Source organism: Deltaproteobacteria bacterium, from assembly GCA_019912665.1.
Taxonomy (GTDB): Bacteria; Desulfobacterota; GWC2-55-46; order GWC2-55-46; family GWC2-55-46; genus UBA5799.
This window is the reverse complement of the sequence record JAIOIE010000007.1, coordinates 1-26,297: the sequence shown is the minus strand read 5'-3', so window position 1 is coordinate 26,297 and position 26,297 is coordinate 1. Positions and strand designations below refer to the sequence as shown.

At 56.8% G+C, this 26,297-nt stretch carries 27 protein-coding genes and 1 pseudogene; 26 read left to right on the top strand and 2 right to left on the bottom strand.

All coding sequences use genetic code 11. The annotated features are described in order from the left end of the window. The first annotated feature begins 13 nt into the window (after positions 1-13). The gene (locus K8I01_02560) at positions 14-772 is read left to right on the top strand and encodes a hypothetical protein (GenBank protein MBZ0219307.1); all 759 of its coding nucleotides are present in this window, start codon (positions 14-16) and stop codon (positions 770-772) included. Positions 773-925: 153 nt separating this feature from the next. Here the strand turns inward: K8I01_02560 and K8I01_02555 are convergent, their stop codons facing one another. Next, positions 926-1,354 carry an ester cyclase gene (locus K8I01_02555; protein ID MBZ0219306.1) on the bottom strand — a complete coding sequence of 143 codons (429 nt, stop codon included), beginning with the start codon at positions 1,352-1,354 and terminating at the stop codon, positions 926-928. Positions 1,355-1,478: 124 nt separating this feature from the next. Beyond that, positions 1,479-2,615: an aminopeptidase gene (locus K8I01_02550; GenBank protein MBZ0219305.1), complete on the bottom strand. Its 1,137-nt coding sequence runs from the start codon at positions 2,613-2,615 to the stop codon at positions 1,479-1,481. A 192-nt stretch (positions 2,616-2,807) separates the two neighbouring features. On the opposite strand from K8I01_02550, the gene K8I01_02545 reads away from it, so the two are divergent. The 25 genes and pseudogenes from K8I01_02545 (at position 2,808) to K8I01_02425 (ending at position 26,297) form a co-directional block, all read left to right on the top strand. Further along, positions 2,808-4,265 (top strand): sigma-54 dependent transcriptional regulator, encoded by a 1,458-nt coding sequence (locus tag K8I01_02545; GenBank protein ID MBZ0219304.1) that lies wholly within the window; start codon positions 2,808-2,810, stop codon positions 4,263-4,265. A gap of 210 nt (positions 4,266-4,475) precedes the next feature. After that, entirely contained in the window at positions 4,476-6,800 is a 2,325-nt protein-coding gene (locus K8I01_02540) for a tetratricopeptide repeat protein (GenBank protein MBZ0219303.1), read from the top strand. Positions 6,801-6,809: 9 nt separating this feature from the next. After that, positions 6,810-7,637: a GHKL domain-containing protein gene (locus K8I01_02535; protein MBZ0219302.1), complete on the top strand. Its 828-nt coding sequence runs from the start codon at positions 6,810-6,812 to the stop codon at positions 7,635-7,637. Continuing rightward, the gene (locus K8I01_02530; protein ID MBZ0219301.1) at positions 7,634-8,986 is read left to right on the top strand and encodes a sigma-54 dependent transcriptional regulator; all 1,353 of its coding nucleotides are present in this window, start codon (positions 7,634-7,636) and stop codon (positions 8,984-8,986) included. Before K8I01_02535 ends, K8I01_02530 begins: the two co-directional genes overlap by 4 nt. A 141-nt stretch (positions 8,987-9,127) precedes the next feature. Further along, positions 9,128-9,538, top strand: a complete 411-nt coding sequence (gene flgB / locus K8I01_02525) for a flagellar basal body rod protein FlgB (GenBank protein MBZ0219300.1) — start codon at positions 9,128-9,130, stop codon at positions 9,536-9,538. 1 nt (position 9,539) lies between these two features. Then, positions 9,540-9,968, top strand: coding sequence for a flagellar basal body rod protein FlgC (gene flgC, locus K8I01_02520; GenBank protein MBZ0219299.1), 429 nt, complete (start codon positions 9,540-9,542; stop codon positions 9,966-9,968). Between the two features lie 28 nt (positions 9,969-9,996). Beyond that, positions 9,997-10,293, top strand: coding sequence for a flagellar hook-basal body complex protein FliE (fliE, locus tag K8I01_02515; GenBank protein MBZ0219298.1), 297 nt, complete (start codon positions 9,997-9,999; stop codon positions 10,291-10,293). 3 nt (positions 10,294-10,296) lie between these two features. Then, positions 10,297-11,880 (top strand): flagellar M-ring protein FliF, encoded by a 1,584-nt coding sequence (gene fliF, locus K8I01_02510; protein MBZ0219297.1) that lies wholly within the window; start codon positions 10,297-10,299, stop codon positions 11,878-11,880. Continuing rightward, positions 11,880-12,887: a flagellar motor switch protein FliG gene (gene fliG, locus K8I01_02505; protein MBZ0219296.1), complete on the top strand. Its 1,008-nt coding sequence runs from the start codon at positions 11,880-11,882 to the stop codon at positions 12,885-12,887. The genes fliF and fliG overlap by 1 nt, the downstream gene beginning before the upstream one ends. Next, positions 12,874-13,503, top strand: coding sequence for a hypothetical protein (locus K8I01_02500; protein MBZ0219295.1), 630 nt, complete (start codon positions 12,874-12,876; stop codon positions 13,501-13,503). The genes fliG and K8I01_02500 overlap by 14 nt, the downstream gene beginning before the upstream one ends. Continuing rightward, positions 13,484-14,809: a flagellar protein export ATPase FliI gene (gene fliI / locus K8I01_02495; GenBank protein ID MBZ0219294.1), complete on the top strand. Its 1,326-nt coding sequence runs from the start codon at positions 13,484-13,486 to the stop codon at positions 14,807-14,809. The genes K8I01_02500 and fliI overlap by 20 nt, the downstream gene beginning before the upstream one ends. 6 nt (positions 14,810-14,815) lie before the next feature. After that, positions 14,816-15,268: a flagellar export protein FliJ gene (gene fliJ / locus K8I01_02490; protein MBZ0219293.1), complete on the top strand. Its 453-nt coding sequence runs from the start codon at positions 14,816-14,818 to the stop codon at positions 15,266-15,268. Further along, a complete protein-coding gene (locus K8I01_02485; GenBank protein MBZ0219292.1) occupies positions 15,258-15,797 on the top strand; it encodes a hypothetical protein in 540 nt (179 codons plus the stop codon). The genes fliJ and K8I01_02485 overlap by 11 nt, the downstream gene beginning before the upstream one ends. A gap of 1,442 nt (positions 15,798-17,239) precedes the next feature. Continuing rightward, positions 17,240-17,848: a flagellar hook-length control protein FliK gene (locus K8I01_02480; GenBank protein MBZ0219291.1), complete on the top strand. Its 609-nt coding sequence runs from the start codon at positions 17,240-17,242 to the stop codon at positions 17,846-17,848. Between the two features lie 79 nt (positions 17,849-17,927). Further along, positions 17,928-18,518 (top strand): flagellar biosynthesis protein FlgD, encoded by a 591-nt coding sequence (locus K8I01_02475; GenBank protein ID MBZ0219290.1) that lies wholly within the window; start codon positions 17,928-17,930, stop codon positions 18,516-18,518. 63 nt (positions 18,519-18,581) lie between these two features. Then, a complete protein-coding gene (locus tag K8I01_02470; protein ID MBZ0219289.1) occupies positions 18,582-20,264 on the top strand; it encodes a flagellar hook protein FlgE in 1,683 nt (560 codons plus the stop codon). 290 nt (positions 20,265-20,554) lie between these two features. After that, a complete protein-coding gene (locus K8I01_02465) occupies positions 20,555-21,043 on the top strand; it encodes a flagellar basal body-associated FliL family protein (protein ID MBZ0219288.1) in 489 nt (162 codons plus the stop codon). 11 nt (positions 21,044-21,054) lie between these two features. Beyond that, positions 21,055-22,047 carry a flagellar motor switch protein FliM gene (gene fliM, locus K8I01_02460; GenBank protein MBZ0219287.1) on the top strand — a complete coding sequence of 331 codons (993 nt, stop codon included), beginning with the start codon at positions 21,055-21,057 and terminating at the stop codon, positions 22,045-22,047. 2 nt (positions 22,048-22,049) lie between these two features. Next, positions 22,050-22,469 (top strand): flagellar motor switch protein FliN, encoded by a 420-nt coding sequence (gene fliN / locus K8I01_02455; GenBank protein MBZ0219286.1) that lies wholly within the window; start codon positions 22,050-22,052, stop codon positions 22,467-22,469. Then, positions 22,466-22,816: a flagellar biosynthetic protein FliO gene (gene fliO / locus K8I01_02450; GenBank protein ID MBZ0219285.1), complete on the top strand. Its 351-nt coding sequence runs from the start codon at positions 22,466-22,468 to the stop codon at positions 22,814-22,816. Before fliN ends, fliO begins: the two co-directional genes overlap by 4 nt. Continuing rightward, entirely contained in the window at positions 22,813-23,583 is a 771-nt protein-coding gene (fliP, locus tag K8I01_02445; GenBank protein MBZ0219284.1) for a flagellar type III secretion system pore protein FliP, read from the top strand. The genes fliO and fliP overlap by 4 nt, the downstream gene beginning before the upstream one ends. Before the next feature lie 9 nt (positions 23,584-23,592). Beyond that, entirely contained in the window at positions 23,593-23,862 is a 270-nt protein-coding gene (fliQ, locus tag K8I01_02440; protein MBZ0219283.1) for a flagellar biosynthesis protein FliQ, read from the top strand. After that, the gene (fliR, locus tag K8I01_02435; protein MBZ0219282.1) at positions 23,863-24,633 is read left to right on the top strand and encodes a flagellar biosynthetic protein FliR; all 771 of its coding nucleotides are present in this window, start codon (positions 23,863-23,865) and stop codon (positions 24,631-24,633) included. Further along, on the top strand, positions 24,633-25,700 hold the full coding sequence (gene flhB / locus K8I01_02430) for a flagellar biosynthesis protein FlhB (GenBank protein MBZ0219281.1): 1,068 nt from the start codon (positions 24,633-24,635) through the stop codon (positions 25,698-25,700). Before fliR ends, flhB begins: the two co-directional genes overlap by 1 nt. A 24-nt stretch (positions 25,701-25,724) precedes the next feature. Beyond that, positions 25,725-26,297, top strand: a pseudogene (locus tag K8I01_02425) (FHIPEP family type III secretion protein).

Sequence of the window (26,297 nt, the reverse complement as noted above, 5' to 3'; positions counted from 1 at the left end):
TTTAGAAGGATTGTTGGGTTACGCTTCGCTAACCCAACCTACAGGACTACTAAAAGAAGATATTGACAACACCTTTTCAGGTTGTCAAGATGCGCATATGCCCGAAGACCTAAAACAACAATACATTGTTAAAATGGGAGAACCATTAGGTAAATTATTTTTTGCACTTTGGAATGAGGTGGCGTGGCTTCATTATAAATGGAATGAATATCGTGAATTCTTCGACATGAAAGAATCGAGAATACATTTAATGAACGAAGCCGCACCGATGTTTTTTCGTTTTTTTCAGGACATGTTGATTGATGATATATTATTGCGTATAGCTCGATTAACAGATCCTCCCGAATCTAGGAATAAAGCCAATCTAACAATCACGCGCCTGCCGAAATTTATTGAGGAAGGAAATATTACTATCGAAGTTCAAGAATTAATAAGTAAAGCTCTAGAATCAGCAACATTTTGTCGTGACTTGCGAAATAAACGCATAGCTCATTATGACCTGAAATTAGCACTAAAAGAAGGCGCGGAATTTGTTGAACCTGCCACTAAAGAAAAGATTCAAACTGCATTGGATTCTATTGTTGATGTAATGAATAAAGTTGAATATCATTTCAGAAGGAGCACGACTTTTTATGAAATGGGATTTGTGCCTAATGCCTCTGTATTACAATTGCTATCTCTTCTTAAAAGAGGATTGAAATCTAAAAAGGAATGGCTTGAAAAATTAAAAAATGGAGAATTCAATCCAGATGATATGCCTGGTGAGATATAAAAAATGCAAAGGCCATGACTTAATCTGACAATCCTCAAATGCCTGCTATACTTTCCTGGATAGCGTGAAAAGGAGGAGTCAGATGACCACCGAGTAGAAGATAATCAGAACAAGCCTGTAGGTTGGGTTGGCGAAGCGTAACCCAACTCCGATCTATTCCTCCCCCACCACCCTTACCGCCCCGATCTCCAGCAGAGGAAAAAGCAGATTCGCCGCGCCGCCGTGTTCGACTATCCGGCCGTTAACCACCCGGTCCACATTTACTCCGGTAAAGGCGACCGGCTTTCCGGTCGGCTTCATGCCGAGCCACGAGCCCTTGTGCGTCCCTCTCGCAATTATCAATGACGCCACCCATTCGCCCTCGGCTATCTGCCGCTCGATGGTAACATGGAGGTCGGGGTAGGTCTGGCGGACTCCCAGTATATGCGCCTTTGCTCCCTCGATGCCGACGGCGTGTCTTTTGCCGTCCTGCACCTCGACATATTCCGGCGAGATGAAGCGTTCAATCGACTCCACATCGCCTGTATTAACTACTTCCTCATAGAACCGGCGAACTAGCAGTTTGTTTTCTTCAAAAGACATCGCAATCCCTGATTAAATAATTTTCCCTTTTCGAAGGGGGATTAATATTAATCCCGATGTAATCTCCCCGGGCCCCTTTTTAAAAAAAAAGAGGGGAATTCTAGGACGCGTTCCGCGCCCCAGCCTACCTTATCCCCTCTGCCTCGAACCTCGGCTCTCCCTCGATAAGGACTTCTATTTTCTCCTCGCCCTTTATCACCTCAAAGCTGGGCCTGAAGAAGATGAAGTCCTGGTGAAAGGGCACGCTCACCTTGCCTCCGAACGACGAGTTGTCGCCGAGCGCGATATGCACGGTGCCGAGTATCTTCTCGGTCTCCAGTATGTTGTCCGGCCTCGATGCCTTCTCGTTCGTGCCGATCCCCAGCTCAGCGATATTGCCGCATAGAGGGTTCGCCTCTATCCTCTCCCGGAGCTTCCTTGAAAAATTGTCATTCCCGACCACCTCGACAACGGTCCCTTTCTTCACAACCAGCTCGACAGGCTTATGCAGCCGCCCGGTCGGGGCCCATTCGAGTATGAGGACCCCCTCGGCAGTGCCCTCGACCGGCGCAAGGAACGCCTCCCCTGCGGGGAGATTGCTGAACGAGCCGCGTTCGATAAGAATACCGGTATCCGGGAGAGCGTCCCGTCCTTTTATCGAGAAGCTTATCGATGTGCCGTTATGCGAGGTGATGACCGCCGTATCAGCGCCCGAGATCATACGCACAAGCCTTTTGGTCCGCCTCTCGACCTCTTTCCAGTCGGCTGTCATTGCGCCGGCGAGCATCTCGCGCTCGAATAGCGGCATGCTCGCATAGCGCACCCCCTTTATTCTGGTAAGAAAGTCCCTGAACCTTGTGTGCGAGGTCGAGTAGTTTGAGAGGGCGATGATTGCGTCCGGCGACTCGGCGAGTTCCCTTATTACGCCCTCGGCCTCGCTAAGGTCCCGTGCCGCAGCCTCTTTCCTTAAAATCTTTTCGAGCGTACCTCTTTTTTCCAGTTCACTTACGGCAGCGCTTCCGAAGGCAGCCTCCCATAGGGACTTCGGCGGCTCCTTGCCGTGGCTCCCGACAGCCGGGAACTCGAGATAGGACGTTTTGCAGAGGGCGCTACCTATTTCGGCTACTTCCTTTGCAAGCGGCACGAGGGCTTCCCTTTTCTTCCGCTCTTCAGGCGGCACTGTATCAGGGTCTTCAAGGAGGTCGGTAAAGACCAGCACCTTCTCGTCCTTTTTTACCCCCAGGTTGACTGTAAATATCTTCTCTATGGCGTTATCGGGCATTTTGGCCTCCGTCTTTCTTTTCGCTGCCTGGATTCCGGCAGGACAGTCGTACCATCAATATATCATCGGGCGACTTGTTGTCAATCCGCTGGAGCCCGCCCTTGTTCAAAATATTGACATGGGTTGTGAGTTGTTCTATAATGCGTGCCAAAATACAGGCCCGTCCATGCACCAGCACCCGGAGAACCGTTCATGAGTTGCTCTATACTTCTCGTTGAGGACGAGGAATCAGTCCGCGAATCCCTTAAGGAAATCCTCGAGATGAACGGGTATGGCGTCATTGCTTCGCCGACCGGCGAGGAAGGCATTGAGCTTGCCCGGAAATCCGATTTCGACATAGTCCTTTCAGACCTCATGCTACCCGGCATGAGCGGCATCGACGTAATCCGTTCGATAAAAGCCCTATCCCCTGATACCGCCTGCATAATCCTTACCGGCAACGCTTCGGTCGAGAGCACGGTGGAGGCCATGAGGCTCGGCGCGTTCACTTATATTGAGAAGCCCATAGGTAAGGACAAGCTACTTGTAACGATGGAGAAGGCCAGGGAGGTTCGCAATAACGCTAAGCAGGCCAGGGAGGTCCCTTTACTTAAGGAAGAGAACTCGAAACTCAGGGACGAGCTCAAGAAAACCTGCACGACGGCCATCCTCGGCACAAGCCATGAGATACAGAGGATACGGGACATCATAGACAGGATAGCCGACACCGACTCTACGGTCCTCATACTCGGCGAGAGCGGCACAGGCAAGGAGCTCGTGGCCAGGGCCCTCCATTACGGAAGCTCCAGGAAAAATAAGCCCTTTGTCCCCATAAACTGCGGCGCCATTCCCGAAGACCTACTCGAAAGCGAGCTATTCGGCTATGAGAAGGGCGCCTTTACCGGCGCGATAGCCACGAAGATAGGCAGGTTCGAGGCCGCGAACGAAGGGACCGTCTTCCTTGACGAAATAGGAGACATGAGCCCCGGGCTCCAGGTCAAGATACTCCGGGTCCTCCAGGAGAAGGAGTTCGAGAGGGTCGGCGGCAGGAACACTATAAAGGTTGATGTAAGGGTCGTGGCCGCCACAAACCAGGACCTTGAAAAGGCGGTCGCGGAGAAAAAGTTCAGGAACGATCTCTACTACAGGCTGAACGTCATCCCGGTAAACCTTCCGTCCTTGAGGGACAGGAAAGAGGACATCCCGGTTCTCATTGACCACTTCATCGAAAAGATATCCACCCGGAAAAGGAAGAAGATAAAGGGGACCTCTCCTGACGCGATGAGGCTCCTTGAGACCTATGACTGGCCGGGGAACATCCGGGAGCTCGAAAACCTGATAGAGAGGCTCGTGGTCCTCAAGGAGGACGGGAGCTCAATAACCCTCCGCGACCTGCCCGACAAGATACGGCAGGCTAAGGCCGAGGGCTTCACCCTGAACGCAGGGTCGGTCAACCTGACCGACAAGGGCATAGACTTCAACACGGCCGTCGACAATTTCGAGAAGGAGCTCATAATCTCGGCCCTCCAGAGAGTGAACGGCATAAAGAAGAAGGCAGCCGAGTACCTGAACCTCAACAGGACCACCCTCATCGAGAAGATGAAGAGGAAGGGGCTCCTTGAGCAGTTTGATTCCGCGGAAGCCGCCGAAAGCGAGTTTGCCGGGTCATGAATTTGACATCCAGGGGGCCCGGCCACCTGAAAACACCCGCTTAGACCCGCAAAGCCAGCTTTGAATATCTTGGCAAACCACCTCATCGTTTATTCCCAACCGGCTGAAATGTTTAGATAAATAAGCCGCCGACCCTTCGCCCTGTTTAATCTCCGCCCTTGACTGGCATGGTAGTTGCAAAAAGCCTTACCCGGTAACCACACCCATGCCATGAGAATATTCTTCGCCATATTGATATCCATCCTTTCAGTCCCGCTATGGTCGGCTGTTGAAGCGGCGGAGATAATCGCTATCCGCGCTTCCGAGCAGGTCGATTTCCACAGGCTTACCCTCGTTTTCTCCGAAAAGGTCGAGACCGATATGTCGCGGAAGGGTGATAAGCTCTTCGTCCGCATGAGGGACATAAGGGCCGGCGTCATGAGCAACTTCCCTTCGACCGGGTATTTCAAGGTAAACGGCTTAAGCCGCGGGTCCGACCCCACGGGCATCTTCGCCACACTCGAGATGCAGGTCATGGAGGGATCGGTAGTACGGCACTCGATGCATTCCGGGCCTTTCAGGCTGATGGTAGACGTGTACCCGCCGGCCGCTCCTGAAGAAAAAGAGGATCAAGAAGATAAACGGAGGCCGACCGTTGAGGCCCAATTCCTCAAGCCCCCTCCCTCCAGGCTCGTTGCCTTCAACGATTCCTGGAGATGGGTCTACAGGAACAAGGCAATGGAAATCCTTAAGGCCGAGCTTTACAGCGACCCGGTCTCCGGGGCGTTCAGGGCCGTACTTGGGCTTAACCCCGGAGATGGCGAGTTCCTTGATTCGGCGGTGAAAGCCGCATCGGAGCACAGGAAGAGTGGTGAGCACGGGAAGGCCGGCGTCCTGGATGCCATAATTGATTTCACCAGAGGAAAGACGGCCCCCCCCGAGCTCGACATAGCGCTCCGGTCCAACCCCGACCCGCTCTATTCACGGCTCGGCTATTTCGTGCTTGGCGACCATTTCGAGCGGAAAGGCTTCTATCCCGAAGCAGCCGGCAAGCTCACGCGCGCGGCGGAGGGAGAGGACAATCCCCTCAAGGGCGAGGCCCTCTTCAGGAAGGCGCGCATACTCTTTTTCGAAAGAAAATACGCGGAGGCCAAGGAACTCTTCATGGCCTCGCTGGAAGCGGGCTATAAGGGCTCAGGGGTATGGCTTGCGAACACGGCACTCATAAAGGGAGAGATCGAGAGCGCGAGGACCTTTTACAGGGAAACCGCCACCTCTTCCGTGCGTCTTGATACGGTATCGAAGCTAAGCCTCGCCGACATGCACCTCACCATGGGCGACTATGCGGAGGCCCGCAGGATATACGGCGAGATAAGCGCGGGATATCCGAAGGACGGTTTCATCGGGGTATTCCTGTCTCTCAAGGAGGGAGACACGCTTCTCGCGGAAGGCAGGGCAAAGGAGGCGCTCCATATCTATATCGGGGCAAAAGGAAGGTTCATAGGCGAAGAGTGGGCAATGGCCGCGCTATCGCTTGCGGACGCGTATTACATCTCCGGAGAGACCGGTTCTATCGAGGAGGCCGAGAGGCTTTACCAGACCATTGCCGCAGGGGGCTTTGCAGCCTCCGAGATAACGTCGCTCAAGCTCCTTTCGGCCAGGATACGGCTCGGAAAATTTCAGGAGGGCTATGCCTTCTTCAAGGCGTTCAACGGCAGATACCCGCTCAGCATCTACAGGCAGGACATGGACCTTCTTTCCTCGGTCCTCTTCTACGAATGGCTGGACTCCCTTTACCAGAAAGGCGACCACCTCGCGGTAGTGAAGCTCTTCCTGGACGTCCCTCTCAGCGCGCCTTTCGGCAAGAAGGCCGAAACCTATCTCAAGGTCGGAAGGTCGTGCATGGCGGCAGGCTTGAGAAACGAGGCCGTCAATATGCTCGACAACGCCGTTAAGCTCGGAAGCGGACAGGTCGCCGAGGAGGCGATGCTGGCGCTCACCAGGGTCTATATCGAGCAGAAGGACACGGGCTCGGCTGAAAGGATGCTCAAGGCCTTCAGGGCGAAATTCCCGGCTGACGGCAGGGAAGCCGAAATAAGGGAGCTTGAGACGCTCATCGCCTTTGAAAAAGGGGAGTACGAGAAGGTCTCACGCGAAAAGGCGGGAACCGGGCCCGGGGGCATTTTAATGAAAGCCGAATCGAGCTACCGGGCCGGACGGACGGACCAGTCAGTCCCTCTCTTCGAGAGCGCGGCAAAAGGGTTCAAGACGGAGGGGAACGAAAGGGAGGCTTCAAGGTCCTTCCTCAAGTCTGCCGACGCACTCTTCGAGGCCGGTAAGTTTGCGAAGGCGGCCGAGGGGTACAGGCAGGCGATAGGGCACATGGATGCAAAGGAGACCGCGGACAGGTCCTGGGCGCTCTACAGGATGGCCCAGTGCTACGGAAGGCTCGGTCGCGATGATGACAAGGCGGCGGCGCTCAAGGAGCTTGAAGCGCTCGGCGGCGAGCTGGCCCCGTGGTCCGATGCAATAATGAAAGACCCGGCAGCCATTTAAGGAGGCATGATGACCACGCAGGTACCAATTGAGCTCCTGAACGACGCATTCAACGTATTCAGGGACGCTTCCAAAAAACTCGAGCAGCAGTACTCGCTCCTGGAGACCAGGATCGAGGAGCTGAACGCGGAGATCGCGGAGAAGAACAGGGCCATAGAGCGGTCGAGGAGGCTTGCGGCAATGGGCGAGATGGCTGCCAGGATAGCCCACGAGATAAGGAACCCGCTCGGCTCAATGGCCATATTCGCGACCCTCCTTGAAAGGGAGCTCACGGACGAGCCGGACAAGGCGAAACTTGCGGAGCATATAAGCAAGGGCATAAAGACGCTCGACAACCTTCTTTCGAACATGCTTCTCTTTGCCGGCGCGCCCGAGGCGAAGCTCAAGCCGGTTGACCTTAAGGACATAGTCGAAGACGCCATACTCCTGGCGGGGGACAGGGGAAAGGACGGAGTGGAGATACGGGCCGCCCACAAGGGACGGAAACGCGTCATGGCCGACCCGAACCTCTTAAGGCAGCTCTTCCTTAATCTCATCATAAACGCGCTCGACGCGGTCGAGGAAGACGGCAGGATAGGGATAAGCGTCGATACCGAGACCGAAGACGGCCTCGTGGTAATAAAAGTGAGCGACAACGGCAGGGGCATTCCACGCGAACAGATAGACAGGATATTCGACCCCTTCTTCTCTACGAAGGAGAGGGGCACCGGCCTCGGCCTGGCGATAGTCTCCGCGGCCGTTGAGGCGCACATGGGCCGCCTGGAGGTCGAGTCGGAGCCAGGCAAGGGCACAACGTTCACGCTCGGGCTGCCGGCGGGAAGGGAGTATTTGTCATGAAGAGGGTCCTTGTAGTTGACGACGAAGCGGGGATGAGGGTCGCCATAAACGAGGCGCTCTGCAGGAAAGGCTACGAGGTGGAGCTTGCCGTGGACGGCAGGGAGGCGCTTAAAAAGCTCCCCAGGGGGTTCGGCATGGTCATAAGCGACGTGAATATGCCGGGCCTCGGCGGCATGGAGCTGCTGCGCGAGGTAAAGAAGGTCTCTCCCCATGTGCCTGTCCTCCTCATAACGGCATTTGGAACGGTCCAGAAAGCGGTGGAGGCGGTGAAGGAAGGTGCTGTGGACTTCATCTTGAAGCCCTTCAGCCTGCAATCGCTCGAAGAGACCGTCGAGAAGGCGTTCAGGATGAGGGAGGGCATATCCGGTTTCGAGACCAGGGGAAAAAAGATGCTCGCAAGGGCCCCGGTCATGCAGAAGGTCGTGTCCATGGCGATGGTCGCCGCGGCGAGCGACGCAACCGTCCTCGTCTCGGGCGAGAGCGGCACCGGGAAAGAGCTCCTTGCCCGTTTCATACACGAGAACAGCCCGAGGCAGAAGATGCCCTTCGTGGCCGTAAACTGCGCGTCCATTCCCGAAGGCCTCCTCGAAAGCGAGCTGTTCGGTCATGAGAGGGGCGCCTTTACAGGGGCCCATGCGCTCCGGCAGGGCAGGTTCGAGCTTGCGGACAAGGGCACCATACTCCTTGACGAGATTAGCGAAATGGACATAAAGCTCCAGGCCAAGCTCCTCCGAGTCATACAGGAAAAGGAAGTGGAGAGGGTTGGAGGGAGTTCGCCCGTGCCCCTGGACATTCGGATAATAGCCACGACCAACAGGGACATGAAAAAGGAGGTCAGGGAGGGCCGCTTCAGGGAGGACCTCTATTACCGCCTCAATATATTTCCGCTTACGCTCCCTCCGTTACGCGAGCGCGGCGAGGAGATAGAGTTCCTCGCGAATCATTTTATAAAAAAATTCAGCGCCAAGTACGGCAGGCGCCTTGAAGGGGTCTCCCCTGAGGCCATGGAATGCATAAAAAAATGCGAATGGAAGGGCAACATCAGGGAGATGGAGAATACCCTTGAGCGGGCCGTACTCCTTGCGGAGGGGAGGACCCTTGAAGTCGAGCACATACTGGTTTCCCCCGTGCCCTCAGGAGAGGAGGCGCCTGAGAAGCAATCCATGGAGAGGAATACGGATGACGGCGGCGCCAATTTAATGACGCTTTGGGAGATGGAAAAAGGGCTCATAACCCGCACACTCGACGAAGTCGAGGGAAATAGGACCCAGGCGGCCAGGATCCTCGGCATCTCTGTACGGACCCTCAGGAATAAACTCAAGGAATATGGGCAGCTTTTGCCAGGGTAGGAAAAAATTTCCCGAGGCGTTCATTTTTCCAGGCTCAAGGGATTACAGGTTTGAAGGGTTGGATGTGTTTGGTATGGTATTTGCTATTAATTCTATCCGCTAACCGGAATCAGCCTTTTTTCTTTAAAACAGGGGTAAGCCATGCCAGCAGGTCTATTCGATAACAAGGCAATTACGGTCCTCACCAATTCCATGGACTTGAGGGCCGCAAGGCATAAGCTACTCACTTCCAATATCGCCAACCAGGAGACCCCCGGCTACAGGGCCGTGGATATAAACTTCGAGGACGAGCTGAAAAGGCGGGAGGGCGGCGCTCCTTCCGTCGGGCTGGCAAGTACCAGCCGCGGGCACATGACCGGCTACTACAACTCGTCCGCGCCGAGGGTCCTCGACAGGGCTACAGACCTGCCCGGTTTTGACAGGAACTCGGTCGGCATCGAGGCCGAGATGGCGAGGCTTTCCGAGAACACCCTCATGTACACCGTTTCTTCAAAGCTCCTCAAGGGCAAATTCAACGGGCTTATGAATGCGATAAAGGAAGGAGGCATATAATATGTCCGATCTCTTCTCAGTGGCGGCCTCGGGCATGGAGGCCCAGAGGCTCAGGATGAACCTCATAGCCAGCAACCTCGCTAACGTCGAGACCACGAGGACCGCCAACGGCGGGGCCTACAGAAGGAAGGACATAGTCTTTGCCGCCGAGAACCGGGGCGACTTCGGCAGCCTCCTGAAAGAGGCCTCCTCCGCATATAATACCAAGGTGAAAGTGGCGGGAATAATAGAGGACGCCAGGCCTCTTAAATACGTATACGACCCGGCTCATCCGGACGCCGGGAGAGACGGATACGTTGCATTTCCGAACATCAACGTGGCCGAAGAGATGGTAAACATGATAGCGGCTTCAAGGAGCTACGAGGCGAACGTAACCGCCTTCAAGGCGACGAGGGAGATGGCCCTGAAGGCGCTGGAGATAGGCCAGTAAGGGAAGCTTTAAAAAAAGGAGAACGGAAATGGTAGATTCGATAAAAGGCGCGCTCAGCGCGGAGTTGAACTCCCTCGGCAAGGCAACCTCCGAGGCCGCATCCGGCACCGGTTTTTCGGACGTCCTCAAGCAGTCGATTGAGAGCGTAAACAAGCTCCAGACCGACGCCGACCAGGCGATACAGGGGCTCGCCTCCGGGCAGGTCAACAACATACACGATACCATGATAGCCATAGAGAAGGCCAATCTCTCCTTCAACCTCATGCTCCAGGTCAGGAACAAGCTCGTCCACGCGTATGAGGAAGTAATGAGGACGCAGGTGTAACGGATGGAAAAGCTTCTCCAGGATTTAAAAAAGTTCGTAGGGCAGAGGCCGGCTATAGTGCTCGCCTCGGCCGCGGCGGTCATAGCCGCGGTCGTGGTCCTCATACTCTGGAACCAGGGGCCGGAGTACCAGACTCTCTATACCCAGCTCTCGGACGAGGACGCCGGCTCGGTAATCGAGCGGCTCAAGGAGAAGCGGGTCCCGTACAAGGTGGACGGCGGGACGATAAGCGTCCCGGCGGACAAGGTGTACGAGACCAGGATGGAGCTCGCGGGAGAGGGGCTTCCCCAGGGCGGCGGCGTAGGTTTCGAGATATTCGACAAGACCTCGTTCGGCATTACAGATTTCGTGCAGAAGGTCAACTACAAGCGGGCGCTCCAGGGAGAGCTCGCGAGGACCGTAACCCAGATAAAGGAGATAGAGAGCGCGCGGGTCCATCTCGCGCTCCCGGAAAAGGGGGTCTTCCTTGACGACCAGAAGAAGGCGCGCGCCTCGGTAATCGTAAAGCTCAAGGCAGGGAAGGAATTGAGCCAGGGCCAGGTGAGCTCGATAGTGCACCTCGTGGCGAACAGCACCGACAACCTCAAGCCCGAGGACGTGGCGGTCGTCGACACTTCCGGGAGGATGTGGACGAGGGAGGCCGGCGACGACGCGTTGATGCTGTCGGGGACGCAGCTCGAGTACAAGAGGTCCATCGAGAACGATTTCGAGCAGAGGCTCCAGAGCATGCTCGAGAAGGCCGTGGGCGCGAACAAGGTCGTGGCCAGGGTCGCGGTCGAGGTGGACACGAGGCACGTCGAGAGGACGGAGGAAAGGTTCGACCCGGACGGCCAGGTCGTCAGAAGCGAGCACAGGAACAAGGAAAAGAGCATCGGCGCCACCGCCCCGGTCGGCATACCAGGAGTCCTCTCGAACCTCCCCGAGACCGCGGTTGAGATGCCACAGGCGGCCGCCACACCCGCCCAGACCCAGAGGCAGGACGAGCTCATAAACTACGAGATAAGCAAGGTGACGAGCCGCGTGGTCGAGCCTGTAGGGTCCCTTAAGAGGCTCGCGGTCTCAGTGCTGGTGGACGGCACATACCAGGCCGTAAAGGACGCCGAAGGTAACGAGACGAGGGTCTACTCGCCGAGGACCGACGAGGAGCTCTCGAAATTCACCGAGATGGTCAAGGCCGCGGTCGGCTACGAGGAATCGAGGGGCGATACCGTCGTCGTCGTCAGCACGCCTTTCGACCAGGCCGGAGCGGAAATGGCTGCCGCCGCGCTCGAAGCCGCCCAGGAAACCAGGGAGTACATCCCGCCGCACCTCGTGCCGGTGCTCATCAAGTACGCGACCGTGATATTGATAAGCCTCTTCATCCTGCTCTTCGTCGTGCGGCCCCTCATAAAAAGGGTCACGAGGGAGACGATGGCGCTTGAGGAGATCCAGAGAAAGCTGCCGCAGGCACTTACAGCGGGCGGCGGCGAGTTGAGCGAATCCACCGTAGGCGCCGACAGGGACTCTATCGACAGGCTTAAGAAGACAGTGAAGGAGAACCCGCAGCAGGTGGCGATGGTCCTCAAGAGCTGGATAAAGGAGAAGTGATGGCCAAGGAGCCGAGGCTTACGGGGCCGGAAAAGGCCGCCGTCCTCCTCATGAATATCGGCGAGGAGCTGGCGAGCGAGGTCTTCAAGTTCATGACCCCCTCCGAGATGCAGCTTCTGGGCGGCATGATGGTCAGGAAGGAGTCCGTTTCGCTCCAGATGGGCCGGCACGTCGTTGGCGAGTTCATAGAGATACTCGACAAGGGCGAGCTCTTCGTCGAGGGCATCGAATTCACGAGAAACGTGCTTGTCAAAACGCTCGGCCCGGAAAGGGCCCAGTACATACTGGACCAGATAACGAGGGAGATGGGCGGCGGCGGCATAGAATCCCTCAAGTGGATGGACCCCGCAATAGTCGCGAACATAATAAAAGACGAGCACCCGCAGATAATCGCCCTGATACTCGCGCACCTCGACGCGGACAGGGCCGCGATGGTGCTACTCAACATTCAGAACGAGAGGCTGAGGGGCGAGGTCATGCTGAGGGTCGGCAATTTAAAGAGAATACCCCAGGCCGCGGTAAGAGACCTCGAGGCGCTCATAAGCGAGCAAATGCTCTCTGCCGAGTCCAGCCAGGGCGCTTCGGTCGAGGGAGTGAAGCTCGCCGCCGAGATACTCAACCAGGTGGATTCGAAGGCGGAGGGCGAGATAATAGACGCGATAGAGAAGGCGAGCCCGGACCTGGCCATGCGCATACAGGAAAAGATGTTCGTCTTCTCGGACCTCATGGAGGTCGACGACAGGGGCCTGCAGCTCATAATCAAGGAACTCAGCGGAGACGTGCTCTGCCTCGCGCTCAAGGCCGCGGACGAGGCCATAAGGGACAAGTTCCTGGGCAACATGTCCGAGAGGGCTTCCGAGATGCTCATCGAGGACATGGAGGCCAAGGGCCCGGTCAAGCTCTCGGAGGTGGAGAAGTCACAGCAGGAGATCATAAAGATAGCGAGGAGGCTCGAGCAGGAAGGCAAGCTCGTGAGGTCCGGAAGGAGCGGGGATGTCCTCATCTAACATTATAAGGAACAGGGCCGTGAGGATAGTACCCGAGCCGTTCGCGCTCATACCTGCCCAGGAATTAGAGCCGCAGGAGAAAATCGAGGACGTCGGCAGCCGTATAGAGGCCCTGGAAAAAGAGGCTTACGAGAGCGGCTTCAGCGCCGGCGAGAAGGCCGGGTTCGAATTCGGCCTCAAAAAGGCCGAGGTCCATTTCAGCGGCCTCGAGGGGCTCGTAAGGGATCTCGCCTCTTTCAGGGAAACGCTTTATGCCGAGTGCGAAAGAGAGATAACCGCCCTCGCGCTGGCCATAGCCGGGAAGGTCGTGCAAAGGGAGGTCGAGGCCAGGCCGGACGGGGTACTCGAATGCGTGAAGGCAGCGCTCAGGGCGGTAGCGGCAAGCGGCGAGGTGACGATAAGGGTCAACCCTAAGGAGTTCGAGGTCATAAATAATTTCAGGCCCGAGCTCATGAGGCTTTCCGGCGGCCTGAGGGGGCTCGGCGTCGAGCCTGACGAGCTGGTACAAAGGGGAGGCTGCCTCGTGTCCACGACCTGCGGCGAGATAGACGCGACGATCGCGTCCATAACAGAGGAAATTGAGGCGAAGCTCAAGGATGCATACGCGCGCGATTGAATATCTCCAGAGGCAGAGGAATGCCGTCGGGGAGATAAACCCCGTGAGGGTGCACGGAAGGGTCACGAGGGTAGTCGGCCTCGTGATGGAAGGCCTCGGCCCGGGCTCTTCGGTAGGCGAGTTCTGCCACGTATACCCGAAGGACGGCCATGAGCCCATACAATGCGAGGTCGTCGGCTTTTCGGATGACAAGATACTCCTCATGCCGCTCGGAGACGTCAGGGGCATCGGGCCGGGAAGCAAGATAGTATCGAAGAGGGTGAGCGCCTCGGTCAAGGTCGGCCCCGGACTTCTAGGGAGGACCCTTGACGGGCTCGGCTCTCCCCTGGACGGGCTCGGCTCCTTCGAGGCCGAAACCGAATACCCTCTTTATTCAACCCCTCCGAACCCGCTTTCGAGAAAGAGGATAGAGGAGCCGCTTAACGTCGGCATAAGGGCGATAAACAGCATTCTTACCGTGGGCAAGGGGCAGAGAATAGGCATTTTCGCCGGAAGCGGCGTTGGAAAAAGCGTACTCATGGGCATGATGGCCCGGAATACCGAGGCCGACGTGAACGTCATAGGCCTCATAGGCGAGAGGGGCAGGGAGGTCAAAGAGTTCATAGAAAAGGACCTCGGCGAGGAGGGCCTGAAGAGGTCCGTGCTGGTGGTCGCGACCTCTGACCAGCCGCCGCTCCTCCGGATGAGGGCGCCGATGGTGGCTACGGCCATTGCCGAGTATTTCAGGGACCAGGGCAAGAACGTCCTCCTCATGATGGACTCCATATCGCGGTTCTGCATGGCCCAGAGGGAGATAGGCCTTGCCATAGGCGAGCCGCCGGCCACGAAAGGCTACCCGCCTTCGGTCTTCGCTCACCTGCCGCGGCTCCTTGAACGGGCCGGCACGTCCGAGGGGAAGGGGAGCATAACCGGGTTCTACACGATACTCGCTGAAGGCGACGACGTAAACGACCCTGTTGCCGACGCCGCAAGGGCGGTGCTGGACGGTCACATAGTCCTTTCGAGGGAGCTCGCCCATAACGCGCATTACCCGGCGATAGACGTACTTTCGAGCATCAGCAGGGTGATGAACGACATCGTGAACCCAGAGCACAGGAAGGCGGCAATGCGCCTCCGTTCCGTGCTCTCCACGTACAAGAAGGCATACGATCTGATAAGCATCGGCGCGTATAAAAAGGGCAGCGACCCTGCCGTGGACCACGCGATCGAGGTAATCGACAGGGTGAACGCGTTCCTGAAGCAGGACATATCGGAAGGGGTTGGCTATGACAACAGCCTGCAGGCGCTATTCGCCCTCCCGGCATAGAGGCGCATGAAAAAGTTCACTTTCACGCTCGAGCCGCTATTCAACTACAGGCAGAGGTTAGAGGACCTTTGCCGGAAGGGGTTCGAGGAGGCCCTCGGCCTTCTTAAGGAAGAGGAGAAGAAGATAGAGCGCCTTAAGGATCTCTACAGGCAATCAAGCGCCGAGATAGACGCGCTTAAGGAAAAGGGCGAAGCCACAGGCGAGCTCGACCTTCATTATGCCTATGTCGACGGGCTTAAAAAGCACATAGCCGACCAGGAGAGGATATTGAGGGAAGTCAATCTGCTCGCCGAGAGGAAAAGGGGCGAGCTGGTCGAGGCTTCCAAAAACAGGAAGGTGATAGAGGCCTTCAAGGAAAGGTCCCTGGAATCGTACAATAAAGAGGCCAGGAGGAAAGAGCAGAACGAGTCTGACGAGCTCGTGACATTGCGGTACGGGAGGAACGGCGATGAAAAATAGGATGCTTGTGCCGATGCTCGCCGGGGCGCTAACGGCCTCTGCCCTCATCTTCGGATGGTACGGGGTCATCGCTTCGCCGGTGCTCGCGAGCCAGCCCGCGGAGAGCAGGCCTCCCGGGCAGCCTGAGCCTTTTGTCACCGAGCCCGAGAGGTCGCTTATAGCGGCGATAAACAGGAGGGAGAAGGAGCTCGATGCGCGCGAGGAAGCCCTCAGGGCGAAGGAGGCCAGGCTCGAGTCGATAAAGGCCGACATAGATGCGCGGACAACGGAGCTCAGGAAAGTCCACCAGGACATCGAGTCGATGGTCAGGAGGATAAACGAGGCTCGCGAGGAAAGGATAAGGCGTATCGTAAAGATATATGAGACGATGAACCCCGAGGAGGCCGCGCCGAGGCTCGAGGGGCTCGATAAGGAAATGGCCGTGATGATCCTTTCCTCGATGAGCGAGAAGAAGGCTGCGAAGCTCCTGGAATTCGTAAACGTGGACAAAGCTGTGGAATTGAGCAGGATGTTCAGGTCCAAAAAATAAAATACGTCTATTAAAAAGGGCGGCCATCAAGGCCGCCCTTTTTTTTTGCGCTTGGCTTACGGGCTTGGCGGAAAAAAATACTGCAGGAAAAAGCTGCCCGCGTGTTGGGAAAAAGATTCCTATCCCGGATAAACTCCCCTGCTCCTTCCAGTCTCGATCCTTCTATTTATACGGGAAACCGGCACATTTGAACATCTATTCTGTTTGGCACGGCGGTTGCTAATATACAGACCCGAAAGGGATAGCAAGTGAACATACCGTTTCTTTCGATATTTGGACCGGTAGTACCAGAGCCGGGCATGGAGATGGCAACCGGTGTAAAGGCTGCTTCCGCTGAAGGAGAATTCATGCTCCTTATGGAAGCATACCGTAACGGGATGGTGTTTGCGGATAACGGGCGCGCTGATTCCGGAGACGGGCATGCCGATGCCGCGGATTCTCAGGACACCGTCATGGCCGGGCCCCGCGGAACAGAAAAGCAGGCCTATAACTTGTCCGGGTCTGTCCTCACGGACGTAGCCCATGTACTGCCCGATATGTATGAGCCTGTCGCAGAGACGGTGAAAAACGATCCATTTCTCCCTCTGCCCTCGGATGATGAAGGCGCTCCGGAACATTCGGTGGACGAAGGCTTAAAAACAGGCGCGGAAGCGCCGAAATCGGTTAGCACGGCGAAACTGGAAGATATGGCCGCTCCGGTATCCCGCGATACGGTACATGGTGAAAATGAGGAGCTTCCGGCTGGTGACGCTTTAAAAGCGAATGAAACAATAGCAACTGAACCTGCCGTAATGCCTGTGCAGCCGGTTGAAAATATCATTGCTCCAGGTTCCAATGTGCCTGTTTCCGGCGCGGATGCCGGTCGTGAGAGGGCCGATGCCATAAATGGAAATGCCAGACCGGCAGAACCTTTCGAAAAAGCTACTGACCTTGAGAATAAGGAGTCAATCCCGGCAGTCCGCGATGAAAGCAGGATACCGGCAGACGGAGCCGCGTCTAAAATGGCTCCAAGCTCCGAGCCAGCCGCAGGCTCCGGTACAGGTGAAAGGGTTCAGGCGGCACAGCCTAAGACGCCTTTGACTGAAACCCCGGTTACAGGGATCGGCCTGGACAAGGCTGGACTCAAGACCGTGCAGGATGCGGAACTGTCCGTAAATGCGGAAGTATCCGGGAAGGAAATTTTTGATAAAGAGCCGGTCACGGAAGATTACGCTTCCAGGCCTGAGCTCAAAACTGGAAATTCAAATCCGGGCACAGAACCTGCCCTGGTCCGCTCTCCCGGAAACGGCGCGGTTGCAATTAAAAGTGAAATCCAAGGGAATTTCGCCGCAGATGCCGTATCACCTGAAACGCCTAAGGCATACAACGATAATGTCTATGATGACGCTAGCGCTCAGGAAGGCGCTGATCCGGCTCAGGCCGAAGGCGCCCAGGAGTTTTCATTGAAGGATGCCGGCGAGACCGGCTTAAGCTTCGAATTCTCGCATGGCGAGGCCGACGGTGAGCACGAGGCGTTGTCTCAGCCCGAAAGGACTGCTGCTGCGGCACTTCCAGGGACCACCTTCAGGAACCTTGTCGATTCCGCTTCAGCGGCTTACAAACCTGAGCCTCCGGCATACGCGGCTGACATGGAGAAACAGCTTGATGAGGCGGTCCGCATCTCGGTCCGGAACGGCGGGGGCGAGGTCAGGATGAAACTCAACCCTGAAAACCTCGGCGAGCTCTCGATAAAGCTCAACCTCAGCAATGGCGCCGTAACGGCCGAGATAACAGCCGAGAGCCATGAGGCCAAGGCGCTCCTGGAGGCAAACTCCTCTATGCTCAAGGACTCGCTGGCGCAGCAGGGGCTTACGCTACGCGAGTGCGTGATAAACGTAAACTCCAGGACGGAAACGGGCCTGCAGGAGCGGAAGGAAGGCCTTTTTGAGGAGCGCCGGGAGGAGGCTCACGGGAGCGGCAACGACGGGAAGAGCGGACGGAAGAGCGGTTATAACGGGAGCAGCCAGAGAAAGAATCAACCCGCTTACGGCGGCATAGACCTTTTTGCCTGAGAGGTGAAAGAGAATGGTTTCGAGCGTTGGAGTATATGGTTCAACAACAGGACTCAACAGGACAGGGGCCCAGGAGGCTATGGGCAAGGACGCGTTCCTGAAGCTCCTTGTCACACAGCTCCAGAACCAGGACCCGCTTAACCCGACGGATAATACCGAGTTCGTTGCCCAGCTTGCGCAGTTCAGCTCGCTCGAAGGCATACAGAACCTCAATTCCACGATGACCGGCATGGCCGGGAGCCTCGGGAGCCTGAGCGATATGGGCTCCGCAGGGCTCATCGGCAGGATGGTAAAGGCGGAGGCCGAGGGGTTCGAACACGCTGCCGGGCAGGAGCACGGCATTGGCTTCGAGCTGGGCTCAGCGTCAAATTCGACGCAGCTTACGATAAGCAATGAATACGGCCTTGCGGTAAGGAGCATCGACCTCGGGCCCCTGCCTGCAGGCGAACACGAGATAGTCTGGGACGGCACCGACGGCAGCGGCTCTCCGCTTCCCACCGGCAAGTATGCCTTTTCCGTTAACGCCAAGGGCTCCAACGGCTCTGCAATCGGGGCCGCGAAATATCTCCTCGGCTTCGTTACCGGCGTAAACCTTGCAGACGCAGGCGGCGCAAGCCTTTACGTGAACGGTACACCCGTCAAAAAGGAAAGCATAAAAGAGATTTATTAGGAATTGAGAGGCTCCAAAAGGAGCGCAAAAAAACTTCACGGATACCAAAAGGAGGATGGGAATATGCAGTCAGCTCTCTATACCGGAATAAGCGGCCTTAACGCGAACATGTCGAACCTCTCCGTAATCGGCAACAACATCTCTAACGTGAACACGGTGGGCTTCAAAGGAAGCAGGGTTACGTTCGGCGACGTACTCAGCCAGACCCTCTCCGGGGGCGGCGGCACCAACCAGATAGGCCTCGGAGTCGTCATGAGCAGCATCCAGAAGGTCTTTACCCAGGGCGCATTCGAGAGCACCGGGAACGCGCTCGACCTCGCCATAAGCGGCAACGGGTTCTACATGGTGAACGACCCCGTGCTGGATACAAGATACTACACCAGGGCAGGCCAGTTCTCTACCGACAAGGAGGGCTTCATCGTGAACCCCGAGGGCATGCGCCTCCAGGGCTACATGGCCGACGCCGCCGGCACATTCCAGAACGCGATATCGGACATACAGCTTGCGACCAGGGTAATAACCCCGAGCGCTACTACGAGCGCGCTCCTAAACGCGAACCTCGACTCGAACGCGCCGATAACCGGCTTCGTATTCACTACCGGCGTAAACGACGAGATCACCTTCGACATAGGAGGCACCGCCTATACACGGAGCCTTGTTACCGACGGCGGCCTGATATCCGGCACTGCCGCGACTGCAGACCAGGTAAACGCCGCGATAAGGGCCGTCCTCCAGGGCGCTGCTAGCGGCAACACCTATACCGTCTCCTACGACGACCAGACCGGCATGTTCAGCATAGCTAACGACGCGGGCAATACCGGCACCCTCGATTTCGACATGGTCTCATCGAGCGCGGCCTCGCTCCTCGGATTTACTTCCAACCCCGGTGCGCCTCTTGCAGCCGACGGGTCGAGCTATACCTCCGACCAGGCTGGCGGGGCCTTCGACCTCGCGAACGCCGGGAACACCTCCAACTTTTCCGTTCCGCTCACGGTCTACGATTCCCTCGGCAACGACCATACCGTTACCATGTTTTTCAGGAAGGAGTCGCTCGGGAGCACCGGCAACACCTGGGAGTGGTTTGCGGTGGTAGACGGGAGCGAGTCTCTGACCGGCGAGACCGAGATCCAGGCCCAGGGCAGGGTCACCTTCGATTCGAGCGGCGCGTTGCACTCCGAGGACCCCATTGATTATACCCATTACTCAGTCAGCAATCCCGGGGGCACGCCCGCGACCGGGTTCGACTTCACCGGAGGGGCAGGCAGCGGACAGACCATCGGGTTCGATTTCGGCGCCAGCATAACCGAGGGCGGGACCGGCACGAACGGGACCACCCAGTACGCTACCGCATCAGGAGTATCCAGGCTCATCCAGGACGGCTATTCCTCGGGCACGCTCCAGAGGATAGCCATAAACCAGGACGGCATCATACAGGGCATATTCACGAACGGCAGGGCCCTTAACCTCGCTCAGGTGCTCCTCGCCGATTTCCCGAGCCCCACGTCCCTTTCGAGCGCCGGTATGAACCTGTACTCCGAGACCTTCGACTCGGGCCAGCCCCTTATTGGCACGCCCGGAACCTCGGGGATGGGGCTTGTCCAATCCGAGACCCTTGAGCTATCCAACGTCGACCTCGCAAGGGAGTTCGTGAACATGATAACCGCCCAGCGCGGCTTCCAGGCTAACTCCAAGATAATAACGACGACCGATGAGCTCCTTATGGAACTCGTAAACCTCAAGCGTTAGGCCTGGCCTTGAAGACGGGGCGGCGGCTCAGGCCGCCGCCCCCTTTTTTTTTTATTCCATTCCACGACCGCACCCAGTCATTTTTATGACGCTCTTCCATACAACCGTTTGACCTTGTCTTCTGCCGTGCCTCCATCCCCTCCACTGGAGCCAGCTTTTTCCTGAGGTATTCTGCATACTTGCTTCTTTTAAGGCACCGGCCTGGCTCTGGCACAGGTATTGCAAAACAACCCTGGCATTCACCTATATGCCATGGCCCGATCCGGGCGCTGGAACTGAAGGAGGCAAGTATGGCGGCGGAAGTCGACAAGAAAGAAGAGGCAGCTCCCAAAAAAAAGGGGAACGGCCTCGTCATTGGCATAGTCGCGGTGGTGCTCCTTGCGGGCGTGGCCGGGGCGTACCTGGTCCTCTCAGGCTCGAAGGGAGGGGAAGACAGCGCAAAACATGCTGTCGAGACCCAGGCGCCTGAACCGGCCAAGGGTACGATATTCGCCCTGGAGCCTTTCATCGTAAACCTGCAGGACAACTCGGGCACGAGATACCTTAAGCTCACGGTAAATCTAGAGCTTCCGCCGGGCGCGATGCTCAACGAACTCAGCAACCAGTCGACCCAGATACGGGACTCCCTCATCATACTCTTGAGCAGCAAGAGCTACTCGGACATAGGCACCGTCGAGGGCAAATACAGGATGCGCGACGAGATAGTGGCGAGGGTAAACCAGTACCTGACCCAAAGCAAGGTGAATACCGCCTATTTCACCGAGTTCGTAATCCAGTAGGGGACACCGGGATGGCAGAGCAGATACTCACACAAGTCGAGGTAGACGCCCTCTTAAGGGGGCTCTCGAACGGCGATATACAAACCGAGCAGGAAAAGCAAGAAGGCTCCGATAACGGCGAGGTCAGGCCGTACGATTTCGCCAACCAGGAGAAGGTGGTCAGGGGCAAGCTCCCCACCTTGGAGATGATAAACGAGAAGTTCAGCAGGTCATTGAGGAGCTCGGTCTTCAACCTCATGAGGAAGTCTGTAGACGTAAACCCCGAGGCCATGAGGACCGCCAAATACGAGGACTTCCTCCGTAACCTCCAGGTCCCCTCGAGCCTCAATGTCTTCCAGTTCGTTCCGTTCAGGGGGCAGGGGGTCCTCGCCATTGATCCGAGCCTGGTGTTCCTCATAGTGGACAGCTACTTCGGCGGGGACGGCAGGTTTCACACGAGGATAGAGGGCCGGGATTTCACGAATGTCGAGCAGGCGGTCGTTAAAAAAGTCGTGGACATCATATTCCACGAGATGACCTCGGTCTGGAAGGCGGTCCATCCCGTGGATTTCAAGTACGTGAGATCGGAGATGAACCCGCAGTTTGTGAATATAGTGGGCGCCTCCGAGCACGTCATACTCTCGGTCTTCAGGATGGAGATCGAGTCCAATACGGGCAATTTCACGATGTGCCTGCCCTATAACACGATAGAGCCTATAAAGGACAAGCTCATCGGGACACAGAGGATAGACACCTCCGAGGTCGACGCGCGGTGGTTCGACAACCTCCGGGAGCAGTTCGGGTACGTGCCGCTGACGGTCTCGGGGGAGATGGGGCAGGCGGAGATAAGCCTCTCGGACCTCCTTAGCCTCAGGGCCGGGGACGTCATACAGCTCAACAGGAAGGTAAAGGACCTGCTGGAGGTCGAGGTGGAAGGCATGACCAAGCTCCTGGCAAGGCCCGGGGTCATGGACAACAACTATGCTCTCAAGGTTGTGGACGTAGCAAAAGGAGAAAGGGGTTAGCGATGAAAGAGAACGAAGAAGGTACCCAGTCCGGTTCGCTGAATGACGAATGGGGCGCGGCCTTCGAGGAGACCAGGCAGGCCCAGTCTACGGCGAAAAAGGACGAGGTCGAGGCAAGGCCTGCGAGCTTCTCGAACCTTAAGCCCGAAAATTCCGGCGCAGTGACCAACATCGACATGCTCCTCGACATACCGCTTACGGTATCCGTCGAGATAGGGAGGACCAGGCTCCTGGTAAAGGACCTCCTTCAGCTCGGCCAGGGGGCGGTCATAGAGCTCGAGAAGCTCGCCGGTGAGCCGATGGAAATACTCGTGAACGGCAGGCTTATCGCCCGCGGCGAGGCCGTCGTAGTAAACGAGAAGTTCGGGGTGAAGCTCACGGACATCGTAAGCCCGAGCGAGAGGATAAGCAGGCTGAAATGAACGATTCGTACATGTATCTCCTCGTAAAATCCATACTGACGCTTTTTTTCCTCCTGGGACTTTTCGGCGCCGCCATGTACGCCCTCAAGCGTTTCGCGCGCTCCGAGTCCGGGTCCTCTTCAAGGGCGGCGGTGAAGCCAGTAAAGGTCATCGCATCCGCCTTTCTCGGCCCCAAGAGGAACATAGCGATAGTCGAGGTCGCGGGGGAGATGCTGGTTCTGGGGCTTACGCCCACCACCATAACGTTCCTTTCCAAAATAGAGGGAAAGGACGCGCTTGAGGACCTCCGTAGGCTCAAGGACGGGAAACAGAGGTCGCTCTTTGGGATCCTGCAGGGGGGCATATGACGGCCAGGGTCCTTAAAAAAACATTTTCTATTGCATCGATGGCCGCGTTGGCCATTCTGGCGCCGGGCGCTTCATTTGCTGCCGACGCTCTCGGGCTGCCGAATGTCAATCTTTCGATAGGCGGGGAGAACTCCCCTCAGGGCCTGAGCACCGCCATCCAGATAGTCCTTCTCCTTACGGTCCTTACGGTCGCGCCGGCCATATTATTGATGATGACCTCGTTTACGAGGCTTGTGATCGTGTTTTCGCTTTTGAGACAGGCCCTCGGCGTCCAGCAGGCCCCTCCCAACCAGGTCGTTGTGGGGCTCGCGCTCTTCCTTACTTTTTTCATAATGTCCCCGGCGTTCATGAAGATAAACGAAAACGCGCTCAGGCCGTACATGCAGGGGTCCATATCGCAGGAGGCCGCCTTCACGGGCGCAATCGAGCCGCTGCGCGAGTTCATGCTCAAGAACACCAGGGAAAAGGACATGGAGCTTTTCCTGAGGCTCTCGAAATCCGAAGCTCCTCGCACGAAGGACGATATCCCGACGCTCGCGCTCATACCGGCGTTTGTCACAAGCGAATTGAAGACCGCGTTCCAGATAGGGTTCCTCATCTATCTGCCGTTCCTCGCGATAGACATGATAGTGGCGAGCGTCCTCATGTCCATGGGCATGATGATGCTCCCTCCGGTAATGGTATCCATGCCTTTCAAACTCATGCTCTTCGTGCTTGTCGACGGGTGGTACCTGCTCGTCGGCTCGCTCGTCCAGAGCTTCGGATAGGGGAAGAGAGTGACGCCTGAATTCGTAACCGGCATCGGCAGGGAGACGATAACCATGATACTCCTCATATCCGGCCCGGTCCTCTTCGCCGGGATGGCGGTGGGTCTCGTCATAAGCATCTTCCAGGCGGTAACGCAGATACAGGAGATGACGCTCTCGTTCGTGCCCAAGATAATAACCGTCCTCCTCGTGCTCCTTGCGCTCTCGCCCTGGATGATGGAGGTTATGGTGAAGTACACGAGTCAGATATTCACTAACATACCCAATTACATAAGGTAGATGGAATTCGCAAACTACATAGCAGCCAATTATTCGACCTTTCTTTTCGTCCTGGTTAGGACCGGCTCGATACTGCTTGCCGCCCCGATATTCGGGGCTTTGAACGTGCCCATGCAGGTGAAGCTCGGGCTTACGCTCATGGTGGCGCTTCTATTGACGCCCCTTACTCCCCAGGTCCCGATGCCTGCGACGCTCGTCGGCCTGACCATCGCCATAGCCGGAGAGATCCTCATAGGCGCGGCCATAGGTCTCGCGATAAGGTTCGTGCTCGCCGGCATCGAGTTTGCGGGGCAGGTAGCCGGCTTCCAGATGGGCATAGGCATGGCGAGCGCCTACGACCCGATGAACAGCTCCCAGGTGACGGTACTCGGGAAATTCCTGAGCATTTTGACGCTCCTTATCTTCCTTTCGGTAAACGGCCACCTCATGGTCCTTATGGTCCTCCAGAAGAGCTTCGATTCGATTCCGCCCTTCAGCTTCACTCTTTCGGCGGGGCTCATGGAGAGTTTCGTGGCTTTCTCAAGGGAGATATTCATCCTGGCCTTCAAGTTTTCGGCCCCTGTGGTCGCAATGCTGATATTCGTGAACGTCTCGCTCGGCATAATGGCGAGGACGGTGCCGCAGATTAACATGTTCGTCATAGGGTTCGCCCTGACGATAATATCCGGTTTCCTTGTGATAAGCATGTCCCTCCCGGTATTCGGGACCGCAGTTCAAGCGGCCTTCGACCGGATGTGGACCGGCGTATTTAACCTCATGAGAGCGATGTGATGGCGGACGACGACAAGGACCAGGAACGGACAGAACAACCTACATCCAGAAGGCGCGAGCAGGCCCGCCAGGAGGGAAGCTTTGCGACCTCCCGCGAGGTCAGCACCCTATTCATGATAACCGCCGGGATAGTCGTCCTTTATTTTTCATCGGCCTGGATGTATTCGGGCATGTCCGAGGTCATGAGAAAGTATTTCGGCCTTTTCAGGGGCGAGCTGACCATTAAGGACGTGCATACGATTTTCCAGGACCTCTCCTGGAGATACTTCGTCATCATCGCCCCGGCGCTCGCAATACCCCTCTTCGGAGCAATATCGTACGTGCTCCAGAACGGCTTCAATCTTTCGACGAAGCCTCTTGAGCCTGATTTCAAGAAGATAAACCCGATAGCAGGGCTCGGAAAACTCATCTCGATGAACTCGCTTGCCGAGCTGGTGAAATCGGTCCTCAAGGTGTCGGTCCTCACGTATGTCGTTTACGTAAGCGTCAAGGCGGAATGGGAAAACCTGCCCTTCCTCATAGACGTGGACTCGGCCGCCTCGGTCCTGTACGTCGGGCAGGTCACATTCAGGATAATGCTCAGGACCGTCTGGGTTATAGCCGCCATAGCCGTGATCGACTACGCCTTCCAGAGGTGGAATTTCGAGAAGGGCCTCAGGATGACGAAGCAGCAGATAAAAGAGGAGCACAAGGAGTCCGAGGGCGATCCCATCGTGAAGGCCCGGATAAAGTCCATGCAGAGGGACATGTCCAGGAAGAGGATGATGCAGGACGTGCCCAAGGCCGACGTCGTGGTCACTAACCCCACGCACATCGCGGTCGCACTGAAGTACGACAGGTCGAAATCGAACGCCCCGATAGTGGTCGCCAAGGGCGCGGGCCTCATAGCTGAAAAGATAAAGGAAATAGCGCGGAAGCACGGGGTTCCGGTGCTCGAGAACAAGCCCCTGGCAAGGGGCCTTTACAAGGCAGTCAAGATAGGGGCCGAGGTGCCGGTCAACATGTACAAGGCCGTGGCCGAGGTCCTGGCTTACGTATACAGGCTCAAGGGAAAAAGAGGGAGATAGGGCGTAATGGCTGGATTGAGGGACATGGTTTCCTGGAAGAAGGGTTCGGATCTGATGCTGCCGGCAGGCATCGTGGCGGTCATCTTCATAATGATACTGCCGGTCCCGCCGCTCGCGCTGGACCTCCTCCTTACGTTCAACGTGACCGCCGCCATAATCATCCTGCTCGTGGCAGTCTACGTCAAGAAGCCGCTTGATTTCTCGACGTTCCCTATACTCCTTCTGGTCACGACCCTTTTCAGGCTCGCCCTGAACGTGGCGTCAACGAGGCTCATACTCCTTCACGGGGCCGAGGGCCCGTCAGCGGCCGGCCAGGTGATAATGTCCTTCGGGAATTTCGTGGTCGGCGGAAACTACGCCGTCGGCTTCATAGTATTCTCGATCCTCGTCATCATAAACTTCGTCGTTATAACGAAAGGCGCCGGGCGCATAGCCGAGGTCGCCGCCAGGTTCACCCTGGAGACGCCATGCCGGGCAAGCAGATGGCCATCGACGCGGACCTGAACGCCGGACTCATAGGCGACGAGGAGGCGAGGAGGCGGAGGAAAGAGGTCTCCCAGGAGTCGGATTTCTACGGGGCCATGGACGGCGCAAGCA